Raw genomic sequence first — 18515 nt, forward strand, 5'->3', positions numbered from 1 at the left:
GTGAGCGATCACTTCTTCATGAGTCATAGGGCGTCAAGGCCCGCTGAACCGGATAAGTACCGCGAACGTAAATTCCTGGTGACGCTTACGTCAAGGGCCGTGACGCTTTCGAGACGTGGCTCCGGAAGCCGTTTGCCTGCGGAGCCGTACGCGTCCAGGGACGATGCGCCGCTGCCGGCGGCCATGGCCTAACCGGTTCAACCGGCGGCCCGGCCGGGCACTCCTTCCACAGGGATACGTGATCGCCACCGACGTCCCTGGAGCCACCCCGGTTTACCTGCATTTATCGCGATTCGATGACAAATCGGTCGCTTTCCCGCCAGAATGCGGTCCCATCCAGCGTCCATCGCAACTGGAGGCACACCCTTATGCGTAGACCCCTTGGGGTACTCGCCGGTCTCGTGACCGTGGCGGCGCTGGGCGCGCCGCTCGGCACGGCGCAGGCCGCCACCGCATCCGAGGCCGCGTGCCGGGTGAGCGTGGCCAAGCCCCGGCTCGACAGCGAGGCACAGAAGATCACGGCGTTCGCCGTGCGCCGCGGGTGCTCCGGCCCCGCGCTCCTCCGCATCCGCATCAAGCGCGCCGTGCCGGGCCGGGATCCGGTCGTCAAGAGCGGCGCGACCAGGGACGGCCGCATCACCCTGAAGGCGGGCTGCCGTCCGGGCACCTATTACGCCTTCGCCACCGACTACCGCGGCCACACCGTCACGTCCAAGGCCGCGAAGCTGACCTGCTCCCCGGGCGACGCCACCTCCAGACCGTCGACACCGCCCCCGTCCTCCGGCTCCGTGGGCACGACCGTGGAGAACGAGGTCGTCAGGCTGACCAACGCCGAACGCGCCAAGGGCGGCTGCGAGCCGCTCAGGCACGACCAGAAACTCCGTGCCGCCGCCTTCGGCCACTCATCCGACATGGCCGAGCAGGGCAAGATGGCGCACAAGCTCCCCGGCCGCCCCGACCTCCAGCAGCGCATCGAGGCGGTGGGCCTGACCGGGTTCAGGGCGTGGGGCGAGAACGTCGCCTGGGGCCAGCCCTCCGCCGCGTCCGTGGTGCGGGCCTGGATGAACAGTTCCGGCCACCGGGCCAACATCATGAACTGCCGGTACAACCTCATCGGTGTCGGCGCGAAGAAGGACGGCCAGGGCCGGATCTACTGGACCCAGGACTTCGTCACGAAGTGATTCCCCCGCCGGCGAACACGGACGTGGCCGGGGTCGCCTGCCCCGGCCACGCCGTCTCAGCCCATCTCTTCCAGCTTGCGGCCCTTGGTCTCCTTGACCCACTTGGCGACGAACAGGAAGGAGAGCACGGCGAACAGCGCGTACGCGGCGTACGTGAGCGACAGGTTCCACTCCGACAGCGCCGGGAACGACACCGTGATCAGCCAGTTGGCGATCCACTGCGCCCCGGCGGCGACGCCCAGGGCGGCGGCGCGGATGCGGTTGGGGAACATCTCACCGAGCAGCACCCAGACCACCACGCCCCAGGACAGCGCGAAGAACAGCACGAACACGTTCGCCGCCACGAGGGCGATCGCCCCTTGCGGGTTGGGCAGGGACACCTCCCCCTCCACCAGCCGCGCCGCGCTGAACGCCCACGCCGCGGTGGCGAGCGAGATCGCCATCCCGGCCGAGCCGATCATGAGCAGCGGCCGGCGGCCGATCTTGTCGACCAGCGAGATCGCGATGAAGGTGCCGATGATGTTGATGATCGAGCTGGAGAAGCTGATCAGCAGCGAGTCGGACTGGTTGATCCCGACCGACTGCCACAACACGGACGAGTAGTAGAAGATCACGTTGATGCCGACCAACTGCTGGAAGGCCGACAGGATGATGCCGATCCAGACGATCGACAGCAGCCCGAGCGTGGGCCCGCGCAGGTCCTTCAGCCCCGGCACCTTCTCGGTGCGCAGCACGTGCTGGATCTCCGCCACCCGCGCGTCGAGGTCGACGTCGTCGCCCTCGACCTCGGCCAGCACCTCGCGGGCCTTCCTGCTCCGTCCCGACATGATCAGATAACGCGGCGACTCCGGGATGGTCAGGGCGAACAGCAGGTAGAGCAGGGCGGGTACGACGCACGCCCCGAGCATCCACTGCCAGGCCTGCAGCGGCCCGAGATGATAGTTGACGTTGCCGCCGGCGATGCTGGCGATCACATAGTTGACCAGCTGCGAGACCGCGATGCCGAGCACGATGGCGAGTTGCTGGAACGAGCCCAGCCGCCCGCGGTAGGCGGCCGGGGCCACCTCGGCGATGTACGCGGGACCGAGCACCGACGCCATGCCGATGGCGAACCCCGCGGCGATCCGCCAGAACCCGAGGTCCCAGACGGTGAACGGCAGCATCTGCCCGATCGAACTGATAGCGAACAACACCGCCGCCACCTGCATGGACCGGGTGCGTCCCAGCCGGTCGGCCAGCCGGCCGCCCATCCAGGCGCCCACGGCCGAGCCCAGCAGCGCGATCGCCACCACGAACCCGATCTCGAACGCCCCGACGCGGAAGTGGTTCTGGATCCCCACGACCGCGCCGTTGATGACCGAACTGTCGTAACCGAACAGGAACCCGCCCACGGCCGCCGCCGCCGTGATGAACACGACGTGGCTCAGATGCTCTTGATGGGTGCGCTGAGTAGCCATGCAGGTCCTTCCCCCGGGCCCGGGGAACTACCCGCAGATCACCGACGTATGCCCGTCACAGGCGAGGGTCGACCGGCTCCGACTCCAGAGCCAGCACGGCGAAGACCGGCTCGTGGACACGCCATCCCGGCTCGCCGTCGGCCAGCCGCGACAGCGCCTCCAGCCCCAGCGCGTACTCGCGCAGCGCCAGCGAGCGCTTCTTGCCGAGGAAGCGCCTGCGCAGCACGTCGAGCGACTCCGTGTAGTCGGGGCCGTAGATGATCCGCAGGTATTCGCGCCCTCGCACCTTGACCCCCGGCTGCACCCGGCCCGGCGTGTGGACGGCCGGCTTGACCACCATGCCCTCGCCGCCCGTCGCCGTCATCGACTCCCACCACGCGGTGGCCGCGGCCCTGGACTCGGGCGAGTCGAGCGTCACGAAGACATGCTCGGTCCTGGCGATCAGCGGGGAGTCGAGCAGCCCCAGCGTGGACAGATGCCAGGCGTGCGGCTCCAGCGCCGTGGCCCTCCCCTCGCAGGCCAGGATCTGGAACGGTGCCACCTTGATGCCCTCCAGCCCGTCGACCGGCCAGCAGTAACGCGCGTACGCGTCGCGGAACAGGGCGGCGTTGCCGGAGCGGCGCCGGGTGCGGTCGAGCAGGCCGTGCACCTCCAGCCCGCGACCGGCCGCCGCCTCCAGGGCCGCCACCGCCTCGGGCAGCGCGGCACGGGCGGCCGCTCCGACGGAGGCGTACTGCGACCTGATGAGCTCGCCCGCCTTCGCCGACCAGGGCAGCAGCTCGCAGTCGAGCACCACCCAGTCGGAGCCCAGCTCCGCCCAGAGCGGCTCGCACGCCTCGCGCAACCGGGTCACCAGGGGCTCGGTGTCGGCGAAGAACGGCCGGCCCGTACGCGTGAAGACCGCGCCCGCGCCACCGTCGGTCACGCCGAAGCGGGCCGCCGCCACCTCCGCCGTCCTGGCCAGCACGGCGACGGCCCGCGAGCCCATGTGCTTCTCCTCGCACACGACCTCACACACCCCGGCGGCGGCGAACTCCTCGAACGCCTCGTGCGGGTGCTCCAGGTAGCCGTCCAGCGTGGAGGTCTCCGGCGGCGCCATGGTGGGCGGCAGGTAGACCAGCCAGCGCGGGTCGACCGCGAACCGGCTCATGACCTCCAGCGCGGCGGCCGCGTTCTCCTCCATGACCTTGACCCGGGGACCGAACCTGGTCTCGACGTGCCGGGTGCCGATCACGTCGTTGATGTCGAGCATGCCGGGATCGCGTACGTGAGCGGCGCCGAGCGGCTTCGTCGGTTCGTACCACACCTTCTCTGCCGGGACCTGGACGATCTCGCGTTCCGGGTAGCGCAGCGCCGTCAGGTGGCCACCGAACACGCAGCCCGTGTCGAGGCAGATGGTGTTGTTCACCCACTCGGGGCTGACCGTTGGCGTGTGGCCGTAGACCACCATGGCCCGGCCCCGATAGTCGTCGGCCCACGGGTAGCGGACCGGCAGGCCGTACTCGTCGGTCTCACCGGTCGTGTCGCCGTACAGGGCGAACGCGCGCACCCGGCCCGAGGCGCGGCCGTGGTAGGCCTCCTTCAGGCCCGCGTGCGCGACGACGAGCCGGCCGCCGTCGAGGCGGTAGTGGCTGAGCAGGCCGTCCATGAACGTCTTGGCCCGCTCGGCGAACCCGGGCGGCTGCGCGGCAAGCTGGTCCAGCGACTCCTGCAGGCCGTGGGCGACCTTGACCTTGCGCCCGTTCAGCGCGCGCACCAGCTTCTGCTCGTGGTTGCCCATCACGCAGATCGCGGTGCCCGCTTCGACCATGTCCATGACCAGGCTCAGCACGCCCGGCGTGTCGGGCCCGCGGTCCACCAGGTCGCCGACGAACACGGCCGTTCGGCCCCCGGGGTGCGCGTACCCCTGCGGGCCGCGCACCCAGCCTAGCTCGCCCAGCAGGGTCTCCAGCTCCGAGCGGCAACCGTGGACGTCGCCGATGATGTCGAACGGCCCGGTCAGCTCCGTCTTGTCCGACCACGCCTTCTCGTAGCCGATCGTGGCGGCCTCGATCTCGTCGAGGCCGCGCAGCACGTGGACCTTCCTGAAGCCGTCGCGCGAGATCTTGCCGAGCGAGCGGCGCAGGTCCTTACGCTGCCTGATCACCACGCCGGGGCCGAAGTCACGGTCGGGGCGGGAGGCGTTGCGCTCGATGGCCACCTCCTCCGGCACGTCGAGCACGATCGCGTCGGCCAGCACGTCGTGCTGCCGGGCCAGGTCGATGAGGCTCCTGCGGGCGGCGTACTGGACGTTGGTGGCGTCGACGACGGTCAACAGCCCCCTGGACAGGCGCACGCCGACGATGTGGTGCAGCAGGTCGAACGCGGCCGGGGTGGCCGACTGGTCGTTCTCGTCGTCGGCGACCAGGCCGCGGCAGAAGTCGGAGGAGATGACTTGGGTGGGCGCGAAATGCCGGGCCGCGAACGTCGACTTGCCGCTGCCGGAGACGCCGACGAGCACCACGAGGGAGAGCTCAGGAACGCTGATCACGGGTGAACACTCCCATCTGGGTGGGCGGGCCGACCTCGGGGTCGTCGTCGCCGACCGGTTCGAACCCGACCTGGTAGCCGTGCTCCCCCGCCACCCGGGTGGCCCAGGCGGCGAACTCGGCGCGGGTCCACTCGAAGCGGTGGTCGGGGTGGCGCAGCCCGGTCAGGAACTCGTAGCGGACGTTGTGCTCGATGTTGGGCGTGGTGACGAGCACGTGGGCCGGTCTGGCGTGGGCGAACACCACCCGTTCGAGCGCGGCCAGCCGGGGCGGGTCGACATGCTCGATCACCTCCATGAGCACGGCGGCGTCGTAGCCGGACAGCCGCTTGTCGGTGTAGGTGAGCGCGCCCTGGAACAGGGTGAGCCGGGCGCGCCTGCTGTCGGGCATGCGGTCGAGGCGCAGCTTGCGGGCCGCGATGGTGAGGGCCATCGACGAGACGTCCATGCCGCCGACCTTGGCGAACCGGGGGCGGGCCAGCAGCGCGCCGACCAGCTCGCCGTGGCCGCATCCGAGGTCGATCACGCTGGCGGCGCCGAGCTGTTCCAGCCTGGCCAGCACGGCCTCGCGCCGCCGCGCACTGAGGGGCCTGCCCTTGGGCACGCCGCCCGCGCCCCCGGGCTCCTCGGCGCCCGGCCCCTCCTGCGGGACGTCGTCCTGCGCCGCACCCTCCGCCGGTACGGCGTCCTGCGCCGCGCTTTCCTCCGGTACCGCGTCCTGCGCCGCGTCGACGCCGGTCTGTGGCCGGGCGTCCCGGCCCTCGGCGGCCGGGGCCTCGGTGGCGGCCTCGGTGGCGGCCTCGGTGGCGGCCTCGGTGGCGGCCTCGGTGGCGGCCTCGTCGGCGGCGTTGATCCCGGCGGGCGCGTCCTCTTCGACCGCGGGCTCCAGCTGCTCCTCGGTCTCGTCGCCCAGCTCGGCCAGGCGCGCCAGCGCGGTGCGGGTCAGCGTGGAGCGCCGCCCCAGGTAGCGCCGGGTGATGAGGCCGCGCTCCGGGTGCCCGTGGAGCCAGCCCTCCCCGGCCCTGATCAGCTTGTCGACCTCGTCGGGCGCGATCCAGTAGTGCTTGCCGTCGTCGAGCACCGGCAGCAGCACGTACAGGTGGTTGAGCGCGTCGGCCAGGCGGGCGGACCCGCTCAGGGTCAGCCGTACGTAGCGCGACTCCCCCCACTCGGGGAAGCCGGCGTCGAGCACGATCGGCTGCGCGGCCACCTCCCAGCCGAGCGGCTCGAACAACCGCCGCGCGAGGTCGGGCCCGCCCCGGCAGGGCAGCGCCGGCAGCCGCAGCTCCAGCGGCAGCGCCGTGCCGGGCAGTTCGGGCCTGGCCCCGCACCGGCCGGCCCGCGCGGTGCGGAACACGTCGGCCAGCGCCACGGCCAGCAGCGAGGAGGCGGCGTAGGGGCGGTCGTTGACGTACTGCGACAGGCTGAAGTCGGGCGAGCCCTTGCCCCGCGACCTGGCCAGCGCGATCGGGTCGACCTCGAGCATGAGCGCCGCGGTGCAGCGTTCGCCGCCGGCCTCGGGGTAGAACACCGTGGCCGTGCCGAACGACTGGCCGAACTCCTGCACGCGCTCGGGATGCTTGTGCAGGAGGAAGCCGAGATCGGTGGCGGGCCTCGCGGTGGTGGTGATCGTCAACAGCACCTGGCCAAGTGTGCCGTAACCACGCGAAGGTCCGCCAACCGGTTATGCCACGCGCGGAAGCACCTCGGCCGCGATCAGCTCCAGGTGCTCCAGGTCGGCGAGGTCGAGGATCTGCAGGTAGACCCGCTCCGCGCCCAGCTCGCCGAACTTGGCGAGTTTCTCCGTCACCTCGGCCGGGGTGCCGGCCAGGCCTCTCTCTCGCAGGGTGTCGGGGTTCTCGCCGATGGCCTCCGCGCGCCGCTCGACCTCCGCCCGGTCGGCTCCCACGATCGTGGTCTGCGCCGCCGACAGCAGCACTGAGCGCCCGGTGCTCTCGCACGCCTCGCGTACCCGGTCGAAGGCGTCCTTGGTCTCGGCCAGGGTGCGGAACGGCACGTTGTACTCGTCGGCGTACGTCGCCGCCAGCCGGGGCGTGCGCTTGGCGCCGAACCCGCCGATGATGATCGGCGGCCTGGGCCGCTGGACGGGCTTGGGCAGGGCGGGAGAGTCGGCGAGCCGGTAGTAGCTGCCCTCGAACGAGTAGGTCTTCTCCGCCGTCCACAGGCCCGTGATGATCTCGAGCTGCTCCTCGAAGCGCGCGAAACGCTCGCCCGTGGGCGGGAACGGGATGCCGTACGCGGCGTGCTCGCCGTCGTACCAGCCGGTGCCGAAGCCCAGCTCGGCCCGGCCTCCGCTCATCTGGTCGACCTGGGCCACGCTGATCGCCAGCGGCCCCGGCAGCCGGAACGTGGCCGGGCTCACCAGCGTGCCCAGCCGGATCCTGGAGGTCTCCCTGGCCAGGCCGGCGAGTGTGATCCACGCGTCGGTCGAGCCGGGGCCCGGGTCGCCGGGGCCGATGCGCTGGTAGTGGTCAGACCGGAAGAAGGCGTCGAAACCCAGGCGTTCGGTCGCCTGTGCGACGGTGAGCAGGTCGTCATATGTCGCGCCCTGCTGGGGCTCGGTGAAGATCCGCAGCTTCATGCCCACATTATCCGCACACAACGGACGCGAACCCGAAAAGGGCCGCGCCGCGCCGCCATGGTTGGTAACGTGCAGCCGCCAGCGCTGTACGTAGCCGACCGAACACACGGGGTGGCCTATGCCGCGGCACACCAGGGAGCCCGGCCTGCTCCCGAGACCTCTGGCGATCCTGGCGGCGCTCGCGCTCGTCGCGGGCACCGGCGCGGCGATCCGTCAGCTTCCGGCGGGTCGATCGTCCCCTCCACAGCCATCGACCCCGGTCGCCCGGCCGTCGCCGTCGCCGTCGCTGTCGCCCGTGGTGGCCGAGGAGCCGCCGACGACGTTCGTGGCGTTCGTCGACACCGCCCGCGAGCCCGAGTTCGACCTTCCCGCGTCGTCCCGCCGGACCGGCGTGCGCCGCTACGCGCTCGGCCACCTCGTCGCCGACGCCGGGGCGGCCGGCGACGGCTGCGTGCCCACGTGGACGGGCTCCCCCGCCCCCGGCAAGCCGATCGGCCGCCTCAGGGCGCTGGGCGGCGACGCCGCGCTCGTGTTCGGCGGATCTGGCGGGCGCGCGCTGGCCACGGCCTGCACCCGTCCCGGCGGGCTCGCCACCGCCTATCGCCGGATCATCGGGGCGTACGACGCCGGCGCCGTCGACTTCGAGGTCCGCGACAGCGCCGACAAGGCCGCGGTGCTGCGCAGGGCACGCGCGATCCACGCCCTGCAGCAGGAGCGCGACCTGCGGGTGAGCTTCACCCTGCCGCTGAGGCCGGGCGGGCTGAGCTCCGCCGACGTGGCGATGTTGCGCACGACCCGCCGGGCGGGCGCCGACATCGGCACCGTCAACCTGCTGGCCCCTCTCGAACGGCGCACGGCCCACCGCGGCCGGCTGGGCAGGGTGGCGACGGCCGTGCGGGCCGCCCGTGTCCAGATCGCGCGGGCGCAGGGGGTGGACGATCCCGGCGAGGCGTGGGAGCGCATCGCGCTGACCCCGGTGCTGGCCAGGGGCTCCGACCTCGGCGCGTCCGACGCCCGCACCCTGGCCGCGTACGCCACCCGCCACCGGCTGGCCTGGTTGTCGCTGCGCGGCGCGGAGCCGTCGCAGGGCGTCTCACGGATTCTCTCGCGAGCGTTGTCCTGAAATAGGATCCCGGGAAGCGGTGAGGATTGTCAGCAAGAGGAGGGCGTGATGGCGGCACGTCCCGACATGGCCAGAAAGCTCCTCATCTACTGGATGGACGCCGTCATGGCCGGCATGGCCGTGGTGTTCGCCGCGCTCACCATCGCCGAGACGACGGCCGGCACGATCTCCGTCGCCCGCGGGGCGTCCGTCCTCATGTGCCTGCTCGGCTTCTTCGGGCTCTATCCCTTCCTCCTCAGGCAGGCCTTCGACCACCGGCCGGGGCCCACGCCCAAGCTGGCGCTCGCGGCGGTGTTCGCGTTGGGCATGCTGCTGCTCATGCCGCACAACGGCGACATGGCCGGCCTGCGCTGGGAGAGCGTCACCCTGTGGTTGTCGGCCGCCGCGCTCTATCTGCCGCTGTGGGCGACGGTCTGCCTGGGCACGGCCTCGGTCGCCATGTCCACCGTGTTCCTCGCCCACACGACCGGCCAGGCGTGGCCGGGTATCCTCCTCAGCGAGACCGCCGTGGCCGTCGTCCTGATCGCGGCCATGCTGCTGTGGCGCTGGCTCTGGTGGATGATCAGGGACGCGCACAAGAGCCGCGAGGCGAAGGCGAGCCTGGCCGTCGCGGAGGAGCGGCTGCGCTTCGCCCGCGACCTGCACGACCTGCTCGGCCACAGCCTCGCCGTGATCACGCTGAAGAGCGAGCTGGCCGCCAAGCTGGCCACCAAGGACGCCGCGAGGGCGTCCGCCGAGATGGCCGCCGTACGCGAGCTGGCCGGCGAGTCGCTGGCCGAGGTGCAGCAGGCCGTGCATGGTTACCAGCGGCTCGACCTGGAGGAGGAGCTCGACGGCGTACGCGTCGCCCTGGAGGCCACGGGCGCCCGGTGCGAGATCCGGGCCAGAGCCGACGGGCTGGGGCCCGAGGCCAGGACGCTGCTGGCGTGGGCGGTGCGCGAGGGCGGCACCAACGTGCTCAAGCACAGCAGGGCCACCCGCTGCGCCATCACGATCGACGGAGGCGTGCTGGAGATGGTCAACGACGGCGTGAACGGCCTGCCGGGCACGCCGGGAAACGGCCTGCGCGGCCTTTCGGAGCGGCTGGTCGCGGCGGGCGGCTCGTTCTCCGCGGCGCCCACCAGGTCGGGCGAGTTCCTGCTGCGCGCGGCGGTGCCGTCGTGAGGGCGATCACCCGGATGCGGAACGCGACGAAGCTCGACAAGGCCCGCTGGCTGATCGTCTGCTCCTCCGACACGCTCATGGTTGTGGCCCTCGTCGGCTTCGTCCAGCTGTACTTCGGATGGCAGCAGGGCTGGCCCTGGCAGCTGGCCGCGACCGCCGCCGGGCTGCTGCTGATTCTCGTCGTGCTGAGCACGCGGCCGTTCAGGATCGCCGTCAGGGGCGGGAAGCGGCCCACGGCGATCATCGCCGTGGCCGGGGTGATCGTCCTGCTCCTGTCGTTCGTCCCGGTCTTCTGGGCGACCGCGACGTGGCTGGGGATGGTCGCGACGTTCGCCCGCAGGAGGACCGTCGTCGCCCTGTCCGTCGCGTCGATCGTGGTCACCAACCTGTACGTGACACTGGCCAACACCTTCCTCCCCGAACTGCTGCTCGTCCAGGTGCTGATCACCGTCATCTCGGTCGGCGCGGTGTGGGCCAACCTGCGGCTCTGGCACCTGACCAAGGAGGCGCACGAAGGGCAGGAGGCGCTGTCCAGGCTGGCGGTGTCGGAGGAACGCCTGCGCTTCGCCCGCGACCTCAACGACCTGCTCGGGCAGAGCCTCACCGACATCGCGGCCAGGACCGCCCACGCGGAGCGAACCCTGCGCTCCGGGCAGGAGGCGGCCGCCGAGATGTTCGAGGTGCGCGACCTGGCCAGGCGGTCGCTGCGCGAGGTGCGCAACGTCGTCCAGAGCTACCGGGCGATCGACCTGGACGAGGTCCTCGCCAGCGTGCGGGCGGTGCTGGAGGCGGCGGACGTACGCTGCACCGTGCGCGCCGAGATCTCATCGCTGTCGCCCGAGACCCGCACGCTGCTGGCCACGGTCGTACGCGAGGGCGCGACGAACGTGCTCAAGCACAGCAAGGCCGAACGCTGCACGATCACGATCCAGGACGGAGTGCTGGAGATGTCCAACGACGGGGTGAACGGGCCGCTGGGCGCGCATGCGCCGAACGGCCTGGCTGGGCTGGCCCAGCGCGTACGCGCGGCGGGCGGCACCCTGGAGGCGCGACCCACCCGCGAGGGACACTACCTGCTGCGCGCGGCGGTGCCGGCATGACCGCGCGCGTGCCGCGTACGAGGAGGCTCTCATGACCACCCGCGTGCTGCTCGCCGACGACGAGCACCTCGTCAGGGGCGCCATCGCGGCCCTGCTCGACCTGGAGGACGGCATCCAGGTCGTGGCCCAGGTGGGCCGTGGCGACGAGGTGGTGGCCGCGGTGGCCGAGCACCGGCCTGACGTGGCCGTCCTCGACATCGAGATGCCGGGCATGGACGGTCTGAGCGCCGCCGAGCAGATCAGCTCCGCGTGCAAGATCGTCATCCTGACGAGCCTGGGCCGCCCCGGTTACCTGCGCCGGGCCATGGCGGCCGGTGTGAGCGGCTTTCTCGGCAAGGACGCCTCGGCGGAGGAGCTGGCCATGGCCATCCGCAAGGTCCAGGCGGGCGGGCGTTACCTCGACGCCGAGCTGGCCGCCGCGGCGATGGCCGCCGGCGACAGCCCGCTGACCGAGCGCGAGCGCGACGCGCTGCGTCTGGCCGGCGACGGGGCCACGATCTCCAGGATCGCGGGCGAGCTGCACCTGACCGAGGGCACCGTACGCAACTACCTGTCGAGCGCCATGACCAAGCTCAACGCGCAGAACCGCCTTGAGGCCATCCGCACGGCGCAGCGCATGGGCTGGCTGTGACCCGTTGAGGCCCCAGCCGCCCGGCCTACGCCCGTACGAGCAGCGCGACGCACTCCACGTGATGGGTCATCGGGAAGGCGTCGAAGGCCCGCAGGTCCGCCAGCGTGTAGCCGCGCTCCGCCAGCCAGGCCAGGTCGCGGGCAAGAGTGGCCGGGTCGCACGACACGTACACGATGCGGAGCGCCTCCAGCGACGCGACGCGCGTCACCACCTCCCGCCCCAGCCCCGCTCTGGGCGGGTCGACCACGACGAGGTCGGCCCGCTCGATCTCGAACCGGTCGAGCGCGTCCTCGACGCGCCCCCGCTCCACGCGCGCCTGCGGCAGGTCGCGGAGGTTGGCGCGGGCGTCACGGACGGCGGACTCCTCCGACTCCAGCCCGAACACCGCCCCCTCGGGTCCCACGGCCTCCGCCAGGCCGGCCGCGAACAGGCCCACCCCGCAGTAGAGGTCGAGCGCCCACTCCCCCGGCTCGGGCGCGGCGTACGCCAGCACCGCGTCGAGCAGCGTCTCGGCGGCCCCGGGGTGCACCTGCCAGAAGCCGCTGCCCGCCACCCGGAACCGGCGCTCGCCCGCCTGCTCGTGCAACACGCCCGACCCGCGCCTCGGCACCGTGCGGCCCTTGCCCTGGTCGAGCAGGACGGAGGCGGGCGCTTCGAGGTCGGGCACGGTGACGCTGCGCCGGGGCCGTGGTTTGACGACCACGGCCCGGTCGCCCTGGGACGAGGCGATGACCTCGATGCCGGACGCGCCCGGCCAGGTGTGCTCCTCGGCGGCGACCGCCTCGACCTCGGGGTGGGCGATCAGGCAGGCGTCGACGACCTCGATCGCGTGGGAGCGGTGGCGGCGGAAGCCCAGCTCGCCGGAGGGCAGCGCGGCGAACTGCACCCGCGTGCGCCAGCCGAGTCCGTCCTCGGCCCCCGGCACCTCCTCGACCACGACCTCGCGCTCGATGCCCGCCAGCCGCTGCAGTTGCTCGGCCACGACCTGCGCCTTGAGCCGCCGCTGCGCCTCCAGCGTGGCGTGCTGCCAGTCGCAGCCGCCGCAGCGCCCGGGCCCCGCGAAGGGGCAGGGCGGGACGACCCGGTCGGGCGACGGATCGAGGATCTCCACGGCGTCGGCCCGCAGGAACCGGGTGGTCTCCTCGGTGACGTGTGCGATCACCCTCTCGCCGGGCAGCGCATGGCGCACGAAGACCACCCGCCCGTCGTGGCGTGCCACACACCAGCCGCCATGGGCGACCGGACCTACCGTCAGCTCGAGAGATGCCTGTTCCACACCGACACCCTATGTGCGCCGGCGCGGCGGCCGTCACGGGCCGGGGGGCCGCGCCGGGGGTCACGGGCGGCCCGTTACCCTAGGTGATCGTGAATGAGGGGCGGGTGGTGCGACGGCGGCTCGGGTTCGGGGCGACGCTGCTGGCCGTGCTGTTCGCCTGCGTCTCTCTGACGCCGTCGCTGCTGCCCCGCACATGGCTCTACCAAGGGGTCATGGGCGCCGTCACCGGGATCATCGGCTACGGCGCCGGCGCGGCGCTGGGCGCGCTGGGCCGCGCGGTGATCGGCTACCGGCCGTCCGGGCGGGCGCGGTCGATCGCCTGGCGGGTCCTGGTCGCCGGCTGCGCCGCGGTGGGGACGATCACGCTCTGGTACAGCTACGACTGGCAGCGCGACCTGCGGGCACTCATGGGCATGGACACGCACATCACCTGGTTCCCGCCGGTCATCCTCGCCGTGGCCCTCAGCCTGTTCACCGTGCTCCTGGTCCTGGCCAGGCTGGTACGCCTCGGCGGCCGCAAGCTGATCGGCTGGCTGGACCGGTTCGTGCCGTCGTACGCGGGGCACGCCATCGGGGTGATCGTCATCGGTCTCCTGGTGGCGGTGCTGGCTAACGACGTGCTGTTCAACGGGTTCGTGGCCCGGGTGAGCGACGTCTCGTCGGTGGCCAACAAGGGCACCAACCCGGGCGTGCGCCCGCCCGTCTCCCGCCAGTTGTCGGGCGGCCCCGCTTCGCTCGTGAGCTGGGAGTCGCTGGGCAGGGAGGGCCGCAGTTTCGCCGGCAGCGCGGTCACCCCCGCCCTGCTGACCGCCTTCTCCGGCCGTCCCGCCGCCGAGCCCATCCGGGTGTACGTCGGCCTCGACGCGGCGGCCACGCCGGAGGCGCAGGCGGAGTTGGCCGTGCGGGAGCTGGAGCGGACCGGCGCGTTCGAGCGGCAGATCATCGCCGTGCTCGGCACCACCGGCACCGGCTGGGTGGACGAGCACATCGCCGACTCGCTCGAGTACATGTACAACGGTCGCTCCGCCATGGTCGCGGTGCAGTACTCCTACCTGCCGAGCTGGGTGTCGTTCCTGCTCGACAGGGGCAAGGCGGCGGCCGCGGGCAAGGCGCTGTTCGAGGCGGTGCACGCCCGGCTGGCCGAGGTGCCGCCCGGCGACCGTCCCCGGCTGGTGCTGTCCGGCGAGAGCCTCGGCACGTACGAGCTGGAGCGGGCGTTCAGCGACCTCGACGACATGGTGGCCAGGACGGACGGCGCGCTGTTCGTCGGCCCGCCCAACGCCGACCCGATCTGGCGGCGGCTCACCGAGGGCCGCGAGCCAGGCAGCCCCGTGTGGCGGCCGGTCTACGAAGGCGGCAGGACGGCCAGGTTCGCCCAGCGCCCCTCCGACCTGAGCCGCCCGCCCGGCCCGTGGCTGCACCCGCGCGTGGTCTACCTGCAGAACGCCTCCGACCCGGTGGTGTGGTGGACGCCGGAGCTGATCTACCGCAGGCCGGCCTGGCTGGAGGAGCCGCGCGCCCCAGGCATGAACCCGCAGATGAACTGGTTTCCGCTGGTGACGTTCTGGCAGGTGCTGGTCGACATGACGGCCGCGCTGTCGGTGCCTCCCGGGCACGGGCACCGTTACAACTCCGACATCGTGGACGGGTGGGCGGCGGTGGCCGCGCCACCCGGCTGGAGCGCGGACGACACCGGCCGGCTGCGCGAGCTGATCAGCTCGAGCTGACCCGCCCCTCGTCGTCGCTCTGCTGCGCGGGGCGCCGCACCGATCCGGGCGCGGACGGCTCGGGCCTGCCCTTGAGCCGCTCGGAGGAGTGCAGTTGCCAGGGCACGCTGGTCACCATGACTCCCGGCTTGAACAGCAGCCGCGCCTTCAGCCGGAGCGCGCTCTGGTTGTGCAGCAGGTGCTCCCACCAGTGGCCGACCACGTACTCGGGGATGAACACGGTCACCACGTCGCGCGGCGAGCGCCTGCGCAGCGTCTTGACGTAGTCGAGGACGGGCTGGGTGATCTCGCGATAGGGCGAGTCGAGCATCTTGAGCGGCACGGGGATGCCGAGGCGCTCCCATTCCTCCCGCAGTTTGCGAGCGTCGTCTCCCTCGACGCCCACGGTGACGGCCTCCAGTGTGGACGGCCGGGTGACGCGGGCGTACGCGAGGGCCCGCATGGTCGGCTTGTGGATCTTGGAGACGAGGACGATCGCGTGGTTGCGCGCGGGCAGTATGGCCGGCTCGTCGTCCTCCGCGATCTCCAGTTCGGCCGCCACGTTGTCGTAGTGGCGCCTGATGCCCTTCATCATGAGGAACAGGACCGGCATGACGATCACCACGATCCACGCCCCGACCAAGAACTTCGTCAGCAGCACGACGATGAGCACCAGCCCCGTCATGATCGCGCCGAAGGAGTTGATCGCCCTGGAGCGGTGCATCTGGTGCCGGATCCTGGGCTCGGTCTCGGTCTTGAGGTGGCGGGTCCAGTGGATGACCATGCCGGTCTGGCTCAGGGTGAACGACACGAAGACGCCGACGATGTAGAGGTTCAGCAGGCGGCTGACGTCGGCGTCGAACCCCCAGAGCAGCAGGCACGCGCCGAGCGCCAGGATGACGATGCCGTTGGAGAAGGACAGCCGGTCGCCGCGGGTGTGCAGTTGGCGCGGCAGGAACCGGTCCTGCGCCAGGATCGCGCCGAGCACGGGGAAGCCGTTGAAGGCCGTGTTGGCGGCCAGGAAGAGGATCAGCGCGGTCACCGCCGAGACGACGACGAACGGCATCGACCCGCCCCCGAACACCGCGTCGGCCACCTGGGAGATGATCGGCTGCTGGTAGTAGCCGGGGCCGACGGGGGTGCCGTCCGGCCTGAGCAGGTCCTCGGCGACCACCGACGGCTCGGCCACCTTCACCCCGGACGCCAGACTGAGGGCGACGATGCCGCTGAACATGCTGATCGCCACCACGCCCATCATCAGCAGCGTGGTGGCGGCGTTCTTGCTCTTGGGCTTCCTGAACGCGGGCACGCCGTTGCTGATGGCCTCGACTCCCGTCAGGGCGGCGCAGCCGGAGGAGAACGCGCGCAGGATCAGGAACGCCGCGGCGAAGGCCGTGAGGTCGGTCTGCTCGGGCTCGATGGTGAAGTGGGCGCTGGGCGCCTGGATCCGCTCATCGAGGATCAGCAGCCGGAACCCGCCCCAGGCGATCAGCCCCAGCACGGCGACCATGAACGCGTAGGTGGGGAGGGCGAACGCGGCGCCCGACTCGCGGATGCCGCGCAGGTTGACCACGGTCAGCAGGACGACGATGGCGATGGCGACGGCGGTTTTGTGCTGGCCCACGAACGGAATGGTGGCGCCGACGTAGTCGACGCCGTTGGCGACGGACACGGCGACGGTCAGCACATAGTCGACCATGAGAGCGCTGGCCACGGTGAGCCCGGCGTTGCGGCCGAGGTTGGTGGTCGCGATCTCGTAGTCGCCGCCGCCGCTGGGGTAGGCGTGCACGTTCTGCCGGTACGACGCCACCACGGTGAGCATCACGACCACGACGGCGAGCGCCACCCACGGGCTGTAGGCGTAGAAGGAGGCGCCCGCCAGCGAGAGGATGACGAAGATCTCCTGCGGCGCGTACGCCACGGACGAGAGCGCGTCGCTGGCGAAGATGGGCAGGGCGATGCGTTTTCGCAGGAGTTGCTCGTGGAGCTGCCCGCTACGCAAGGCACGCCCCACGAGCATGCGTTTGACGAGATCCGTCACCTTCGCCACATAACGAGATGCTAGTCCTGTGTCGGGGGGACCGAACGCGGCAGCCCCCGTCGGTCCATACTGGTGTCGAGCAACCTGCCGACCGCGAACATGCGGGGGGACATGCATATTGTGATCATGGGATGTGGCCGGGTGGGTTCGACCCTCGCGCACATCCTCGAAGACGGCGGGCATTCCGTCGCCATCATCGACCGCGACCCGCAGGCGTTCCGGCGGCTGCGGGCCGGGTTCCGGGGGCGGCGGGTGACGGGCGTGGGCTTCGACCGCGGCGTGCTGACCGAGGCAGGCGTCGAGTCCGCCACCGCGTTCGTGGCGGTCTCCAGCGGCGACAACTCCAACATCATCTCCGCCCGTGTGGCGCGCGAGACGTTCGGGGTCGACAACGTGGTGGCCCGCATCTACGACCCCCGCAGGGCCGAGGTCTACCAGCGGCTGGGCATCCCGACGGTGGCGACCGTGCGCTGGACCGCCGACCAGATCATGCGCCGCATCCTCCCCGAGGGCGCCGAGCCGCTCTGGCGCGACCCCACCGGCACCGTCGTCCTGACCGAGGTGTCCGCGAACCCGGCCTGGATCGGCACGCGCGTCGTCGAGCTGGAGCAGCGGGCGCGGACGCGCGCCGCCTTCATCAACCGCATGGGGGAGGCCGTGACCATCGGGCCCGACACGGTGGTGCAGGAAGGCGACGTGCTGCACGTCATCGCCGCCGAGGGCGACATGGACCGGATCAACAAGGTGCTCGCCGCGGCACCGAAGGAGGACGACTGATGCGCGTCGCCATCGCCGGAGCGGGCGCCGTGGGCCGCTCCATCGCGGCCGAGCTTCTGGAGAACGGCCACGACGTGCTGCTCATCGACGTCGACCCCGCGGCCATCAAGATCGACAGTGTGCCCCGCGCGGAGTGGCTGCTCGCCGACGCCTGCGAGATCGCCTCCCTCGACGAGGCAGGGCTCAACAACTGCCACGTCGTGGTGGCCTCCACCGGCGACGACAAGGTCAACCTGGTGGTGTCGCTGCTGGCCAAGACCGAATACGGCGTGCCGCGCGTGGTCGCCCGCATCAACCACCCCAACAACGAGTGGCTGTTCAACGAGTCGTGGGGCGTCGACGTGGCCGTCTCGACCCCGCGCCTGCTGAGCGCGCTGGTGGAGGAGGCGGTGAGCGTCGGTGACCTGGTGCGCCTCATGACGTTCCGTCAGGGGCAGGCCAACCTCGTCGAGCTCACCCTCGCCGACGACGCCCCTGTCGTGGGCCAGCGGGCCGGCTCGGTGCCGTGGCCCGTCGACGCCGCGCTGGTGGCGATCCTGCGCGAGGGCCGGGTGCTGGTCCCCACGGCGGACGATCCGCTGGAGGCGGGCGACGAGCTGCTCTTCGTGGCCAACCAGGAGGTGGAGCAGGAGCTGGCCCACCTGCTGTCGCAACACTGACGCCGGGCCGCGCCGGTGCTCAGGACTCCCAGACGAACTCGTTGACCCGGTTCGGGTCGTCCTTGTCGGCGCAGAACCTGTGGGTGCTCGGTGACTGGTCGGGAATGTACACGTCGATCGCGCCGCTGATGTCCTTCCCGCAGACCAGGTTCCCCTGGTCGTCGCCGGCGATGGCGGGCACGGCCGCGAGCAGCAGGGCCGCGGCGGTCATGGCGAACGCGGCGGCAACACATCGGAACATGATGATCTCCGTACGAATGAGACGGCAGTT

General features: G+C 71.6%; 15 protein-coding genes. 8 read left to right on the forward strand and 7 right to left on the reverse strand.

Features of this window, described 5'->3' with window-relative positions; translation table 11 throughout:
• The first annotated feature begins 368 nt into the window (after positions 1–368).
• Positions 369–1181, forward strand: a complete 813-nt coding sequence (locus GUY59_RS10860; protein ID WP_161714480.1) for a CAP domain-containing protein — start codon at positions 369–371, stop codon at positions 1179–1181.
• A 56-nt stretch (positions 1182–1237) separates the two neighbouring features.
• Here GUY59_RS10860 and GUY59_RS10865 read toward each other — a convergent pair whose 3' ends face one another.
• The 4 genes from GUY59_RS10865 to GUY59_RS10880 are packed head-to-tail and all read right to left on the reverse strand — an operon-like array spanning position 1238 to position 7767.
• Positions 1238–2638: a sugar porter family MFS transporter gene (locus GUY59_RS10865; RefSeq protein ID WP_132328762.1), complete on the reverse strand. Its 1401-nt coding sequence runs from the start codon at positions 2636–2638 to the stop codon at positions 1238–1240.
• A 55-nt stretch (positions 2639–2693) separates the two neighbouring features.
• A complete protein-coding gene (locus GUY59_RS10870; RefSeq protein ID WP_138206035.1) occupies positions 2694–5168 on the reverse strand; it encodes a polynucleotide kinase-phosphatase in 2475 nt (824 codons plus the stop codon).
• Entirely contained in the window at positions 5152–6807 is a 1656-nt protein-coding gene (locus tag GUY59_RS10875; RefSeq protein ID WP_161714481.1) for a 3' terminal RNA ribose 2'-O-methyltransferase Hen1, read from the reverse strand. Before GUY59_RS10875 ends, GUY59_RS10870 begins: the two co-directional genes overlap by 17 nt.
• 42 nt (positions 6808–6849) lie before the next feature.
• Complete coding sequence (locus tag GUY59_RS10880; RefSeq protein WP_138200389.1) at positions 6850–7767, reverse strand: LLM class F420-dependent oxidoreductase; 918 nt, start codon at positions 7765–7767, stop codon at positions 6850–6852.
• A gap of 118 nt (positions 7768–7885) precedes the next feature.
• On the opposite strand from GUY59_RS10880, the gene GUY59_RS10885 reads away from it, so the two are divergent.
• From GUY59_RS10885 to GUY59_RS10900, 4 genes are read left to right on the forward strand one after another with little or no spacing between them, the layout of a single operon-like run.
• Positions 7886–8890: a hypothetical protein gene (locus GUY59_RS10885; protein WP_138200390.1), complete on the forward strand. Its 1005-nt coding sequence runs from the start codon at positions 7886–7888 to the stop codon at positions 8888–8890.
• Positions 8891–8938: 48 nt separating this feature from the next.
• The gene (locus GUY59_RS10890) at positions 8939–10054 is read left to right on the forward strand and encodes a sensor histidine kinase (protein WP_138200391.1); all 1116 of its coding nucleotides are present in this window, start codon (positions 8939–8941) and stop codon (positions 10052–10054) included.
• A complete protein-coding gene (locus tag GUY59_RS10895; protein WP_138200392.1) occupies positions 10051–11154 on the forward strand; it encodes a sensor histidine kinase in 1104 nt (367 codons plus the stop codon). The genes GUY59_RS10890 and GUY59_RS10895 overlap by 4 nt, the downstream gene beginning before the upstream one ends.
• Positions 11155–11185: 31 nt before the next feature.
• Complete coding sequence (locus GUY59_RS10900; protein ID WP_132328775.1) at positions 11186–11785, forward strand: response regulator transcription factor; 600 nt, start codon at positions 11186–11188, stop codon at positions 11783–11785.
• A 25-nt stretch (positions 11786–11810) separates the two neighbouring features.
• Here GUY59_RS10900 and GUY59_RS10905 read toward each other — a convergent pair whose 3' ends face one another.
• Complete coding sequence (locus GUY59_RS10905; RefSeq protein ID WP_138200393.1) at positions 11811–13061, reverse strand: class I SAM-dependent RNA methyltransferase; 1251 nt, start codon at positions 13059–13061, stop codon at positions 11811–11813.
• Positions 13062–13150: 89 nt separating this feature from the next.
• Here GUY59_RS10905 and GUY59_RS10910 point away from each other — a divergent pair, with 89 nt between their 5' ends.
• Entirely contained in the window at positions 13151–14788 is a 1638-nt protein-coding gene (locus GUY59_RS10910; protein WP_252374892.1) for an alpha/beta hydrolase, read from the forward strand.
• On the opposite strand, the gene GUY59_RS10915 is transcribed toward GUY59_RS10910, so the two are convergent.
• Positions 14775–16817 carry an APC family permease gene (locus GUY59_RS10915; protein WP_138200395.1) on the reverse strand — a complete coding sequence of 681 codons (2043 nt, stop codon included), beginning with the start codon at positions 16815–16817 and terminating at the stop codon, positions 14775–14777. The genes GUY59_RS10910 and GUY59_RS10915 overlap by 14 nt on opposite strands.
• A 102-nt stretch (positions 16818–16919) precedes the next feature.
• Here GUY59_RS10915 and GUY59_RS10920 point away from each other — a divergent pair, with 102 nt between their 5' ends.
• Positions 16920–17585 carry a potassium channel family protein gene (locus GUY59_RS10920; RefSeq protein ID WP_138200396.1) on the forward strand — a complete coding sequence of 222 codons (666 nt, stop codon included), beginning with the start codon at positions 16920–16922 and terminating at the stop codon, positions 17583–17585.
• Positions 17585–18244 (forward strand): potassium channel family protein, encoded by a 660-nt coding sequence (locus GUY59_RS10925; RefSeq protein ID WP_132332330.1) that lies wholly within the window; start codon positions 17585–17587, stop codon positions 18242–18244. The genes GUY59_RS10920 and GUY59_RS10925 overlap by 1 nt, the downstream gene beginning before the upstream one ends.
• A 19-nt stretch (positions 18245–18263) precedes the next feature.
• On the opposite strand, the gene GUY59_RS10930 is transcribed toward GUY59_RS10925, so the two are convergent.
• Complete coding sequence (locus GUY59_RS10930; protein ID WP_132332331.1) at positions 18264–18485, reverse strand: hypothetical protein; 222 nt, start codon at positions 18483–18485, stop codon at positions 18264–18266.
• Positions 18486–18515: the final 30 nt, after the last annotated feature.

This window comes from Nonomuraea sp. K271 (assembly GCF_009908215.1).
In the GTDB taxonomy this organism is placed as follows: Bacteria; Actinomycetota; Actinomycetes; order Streptosporangiales; family Streptosporangiaceae; genus Nonomuraea; species Nonomuraea longispora.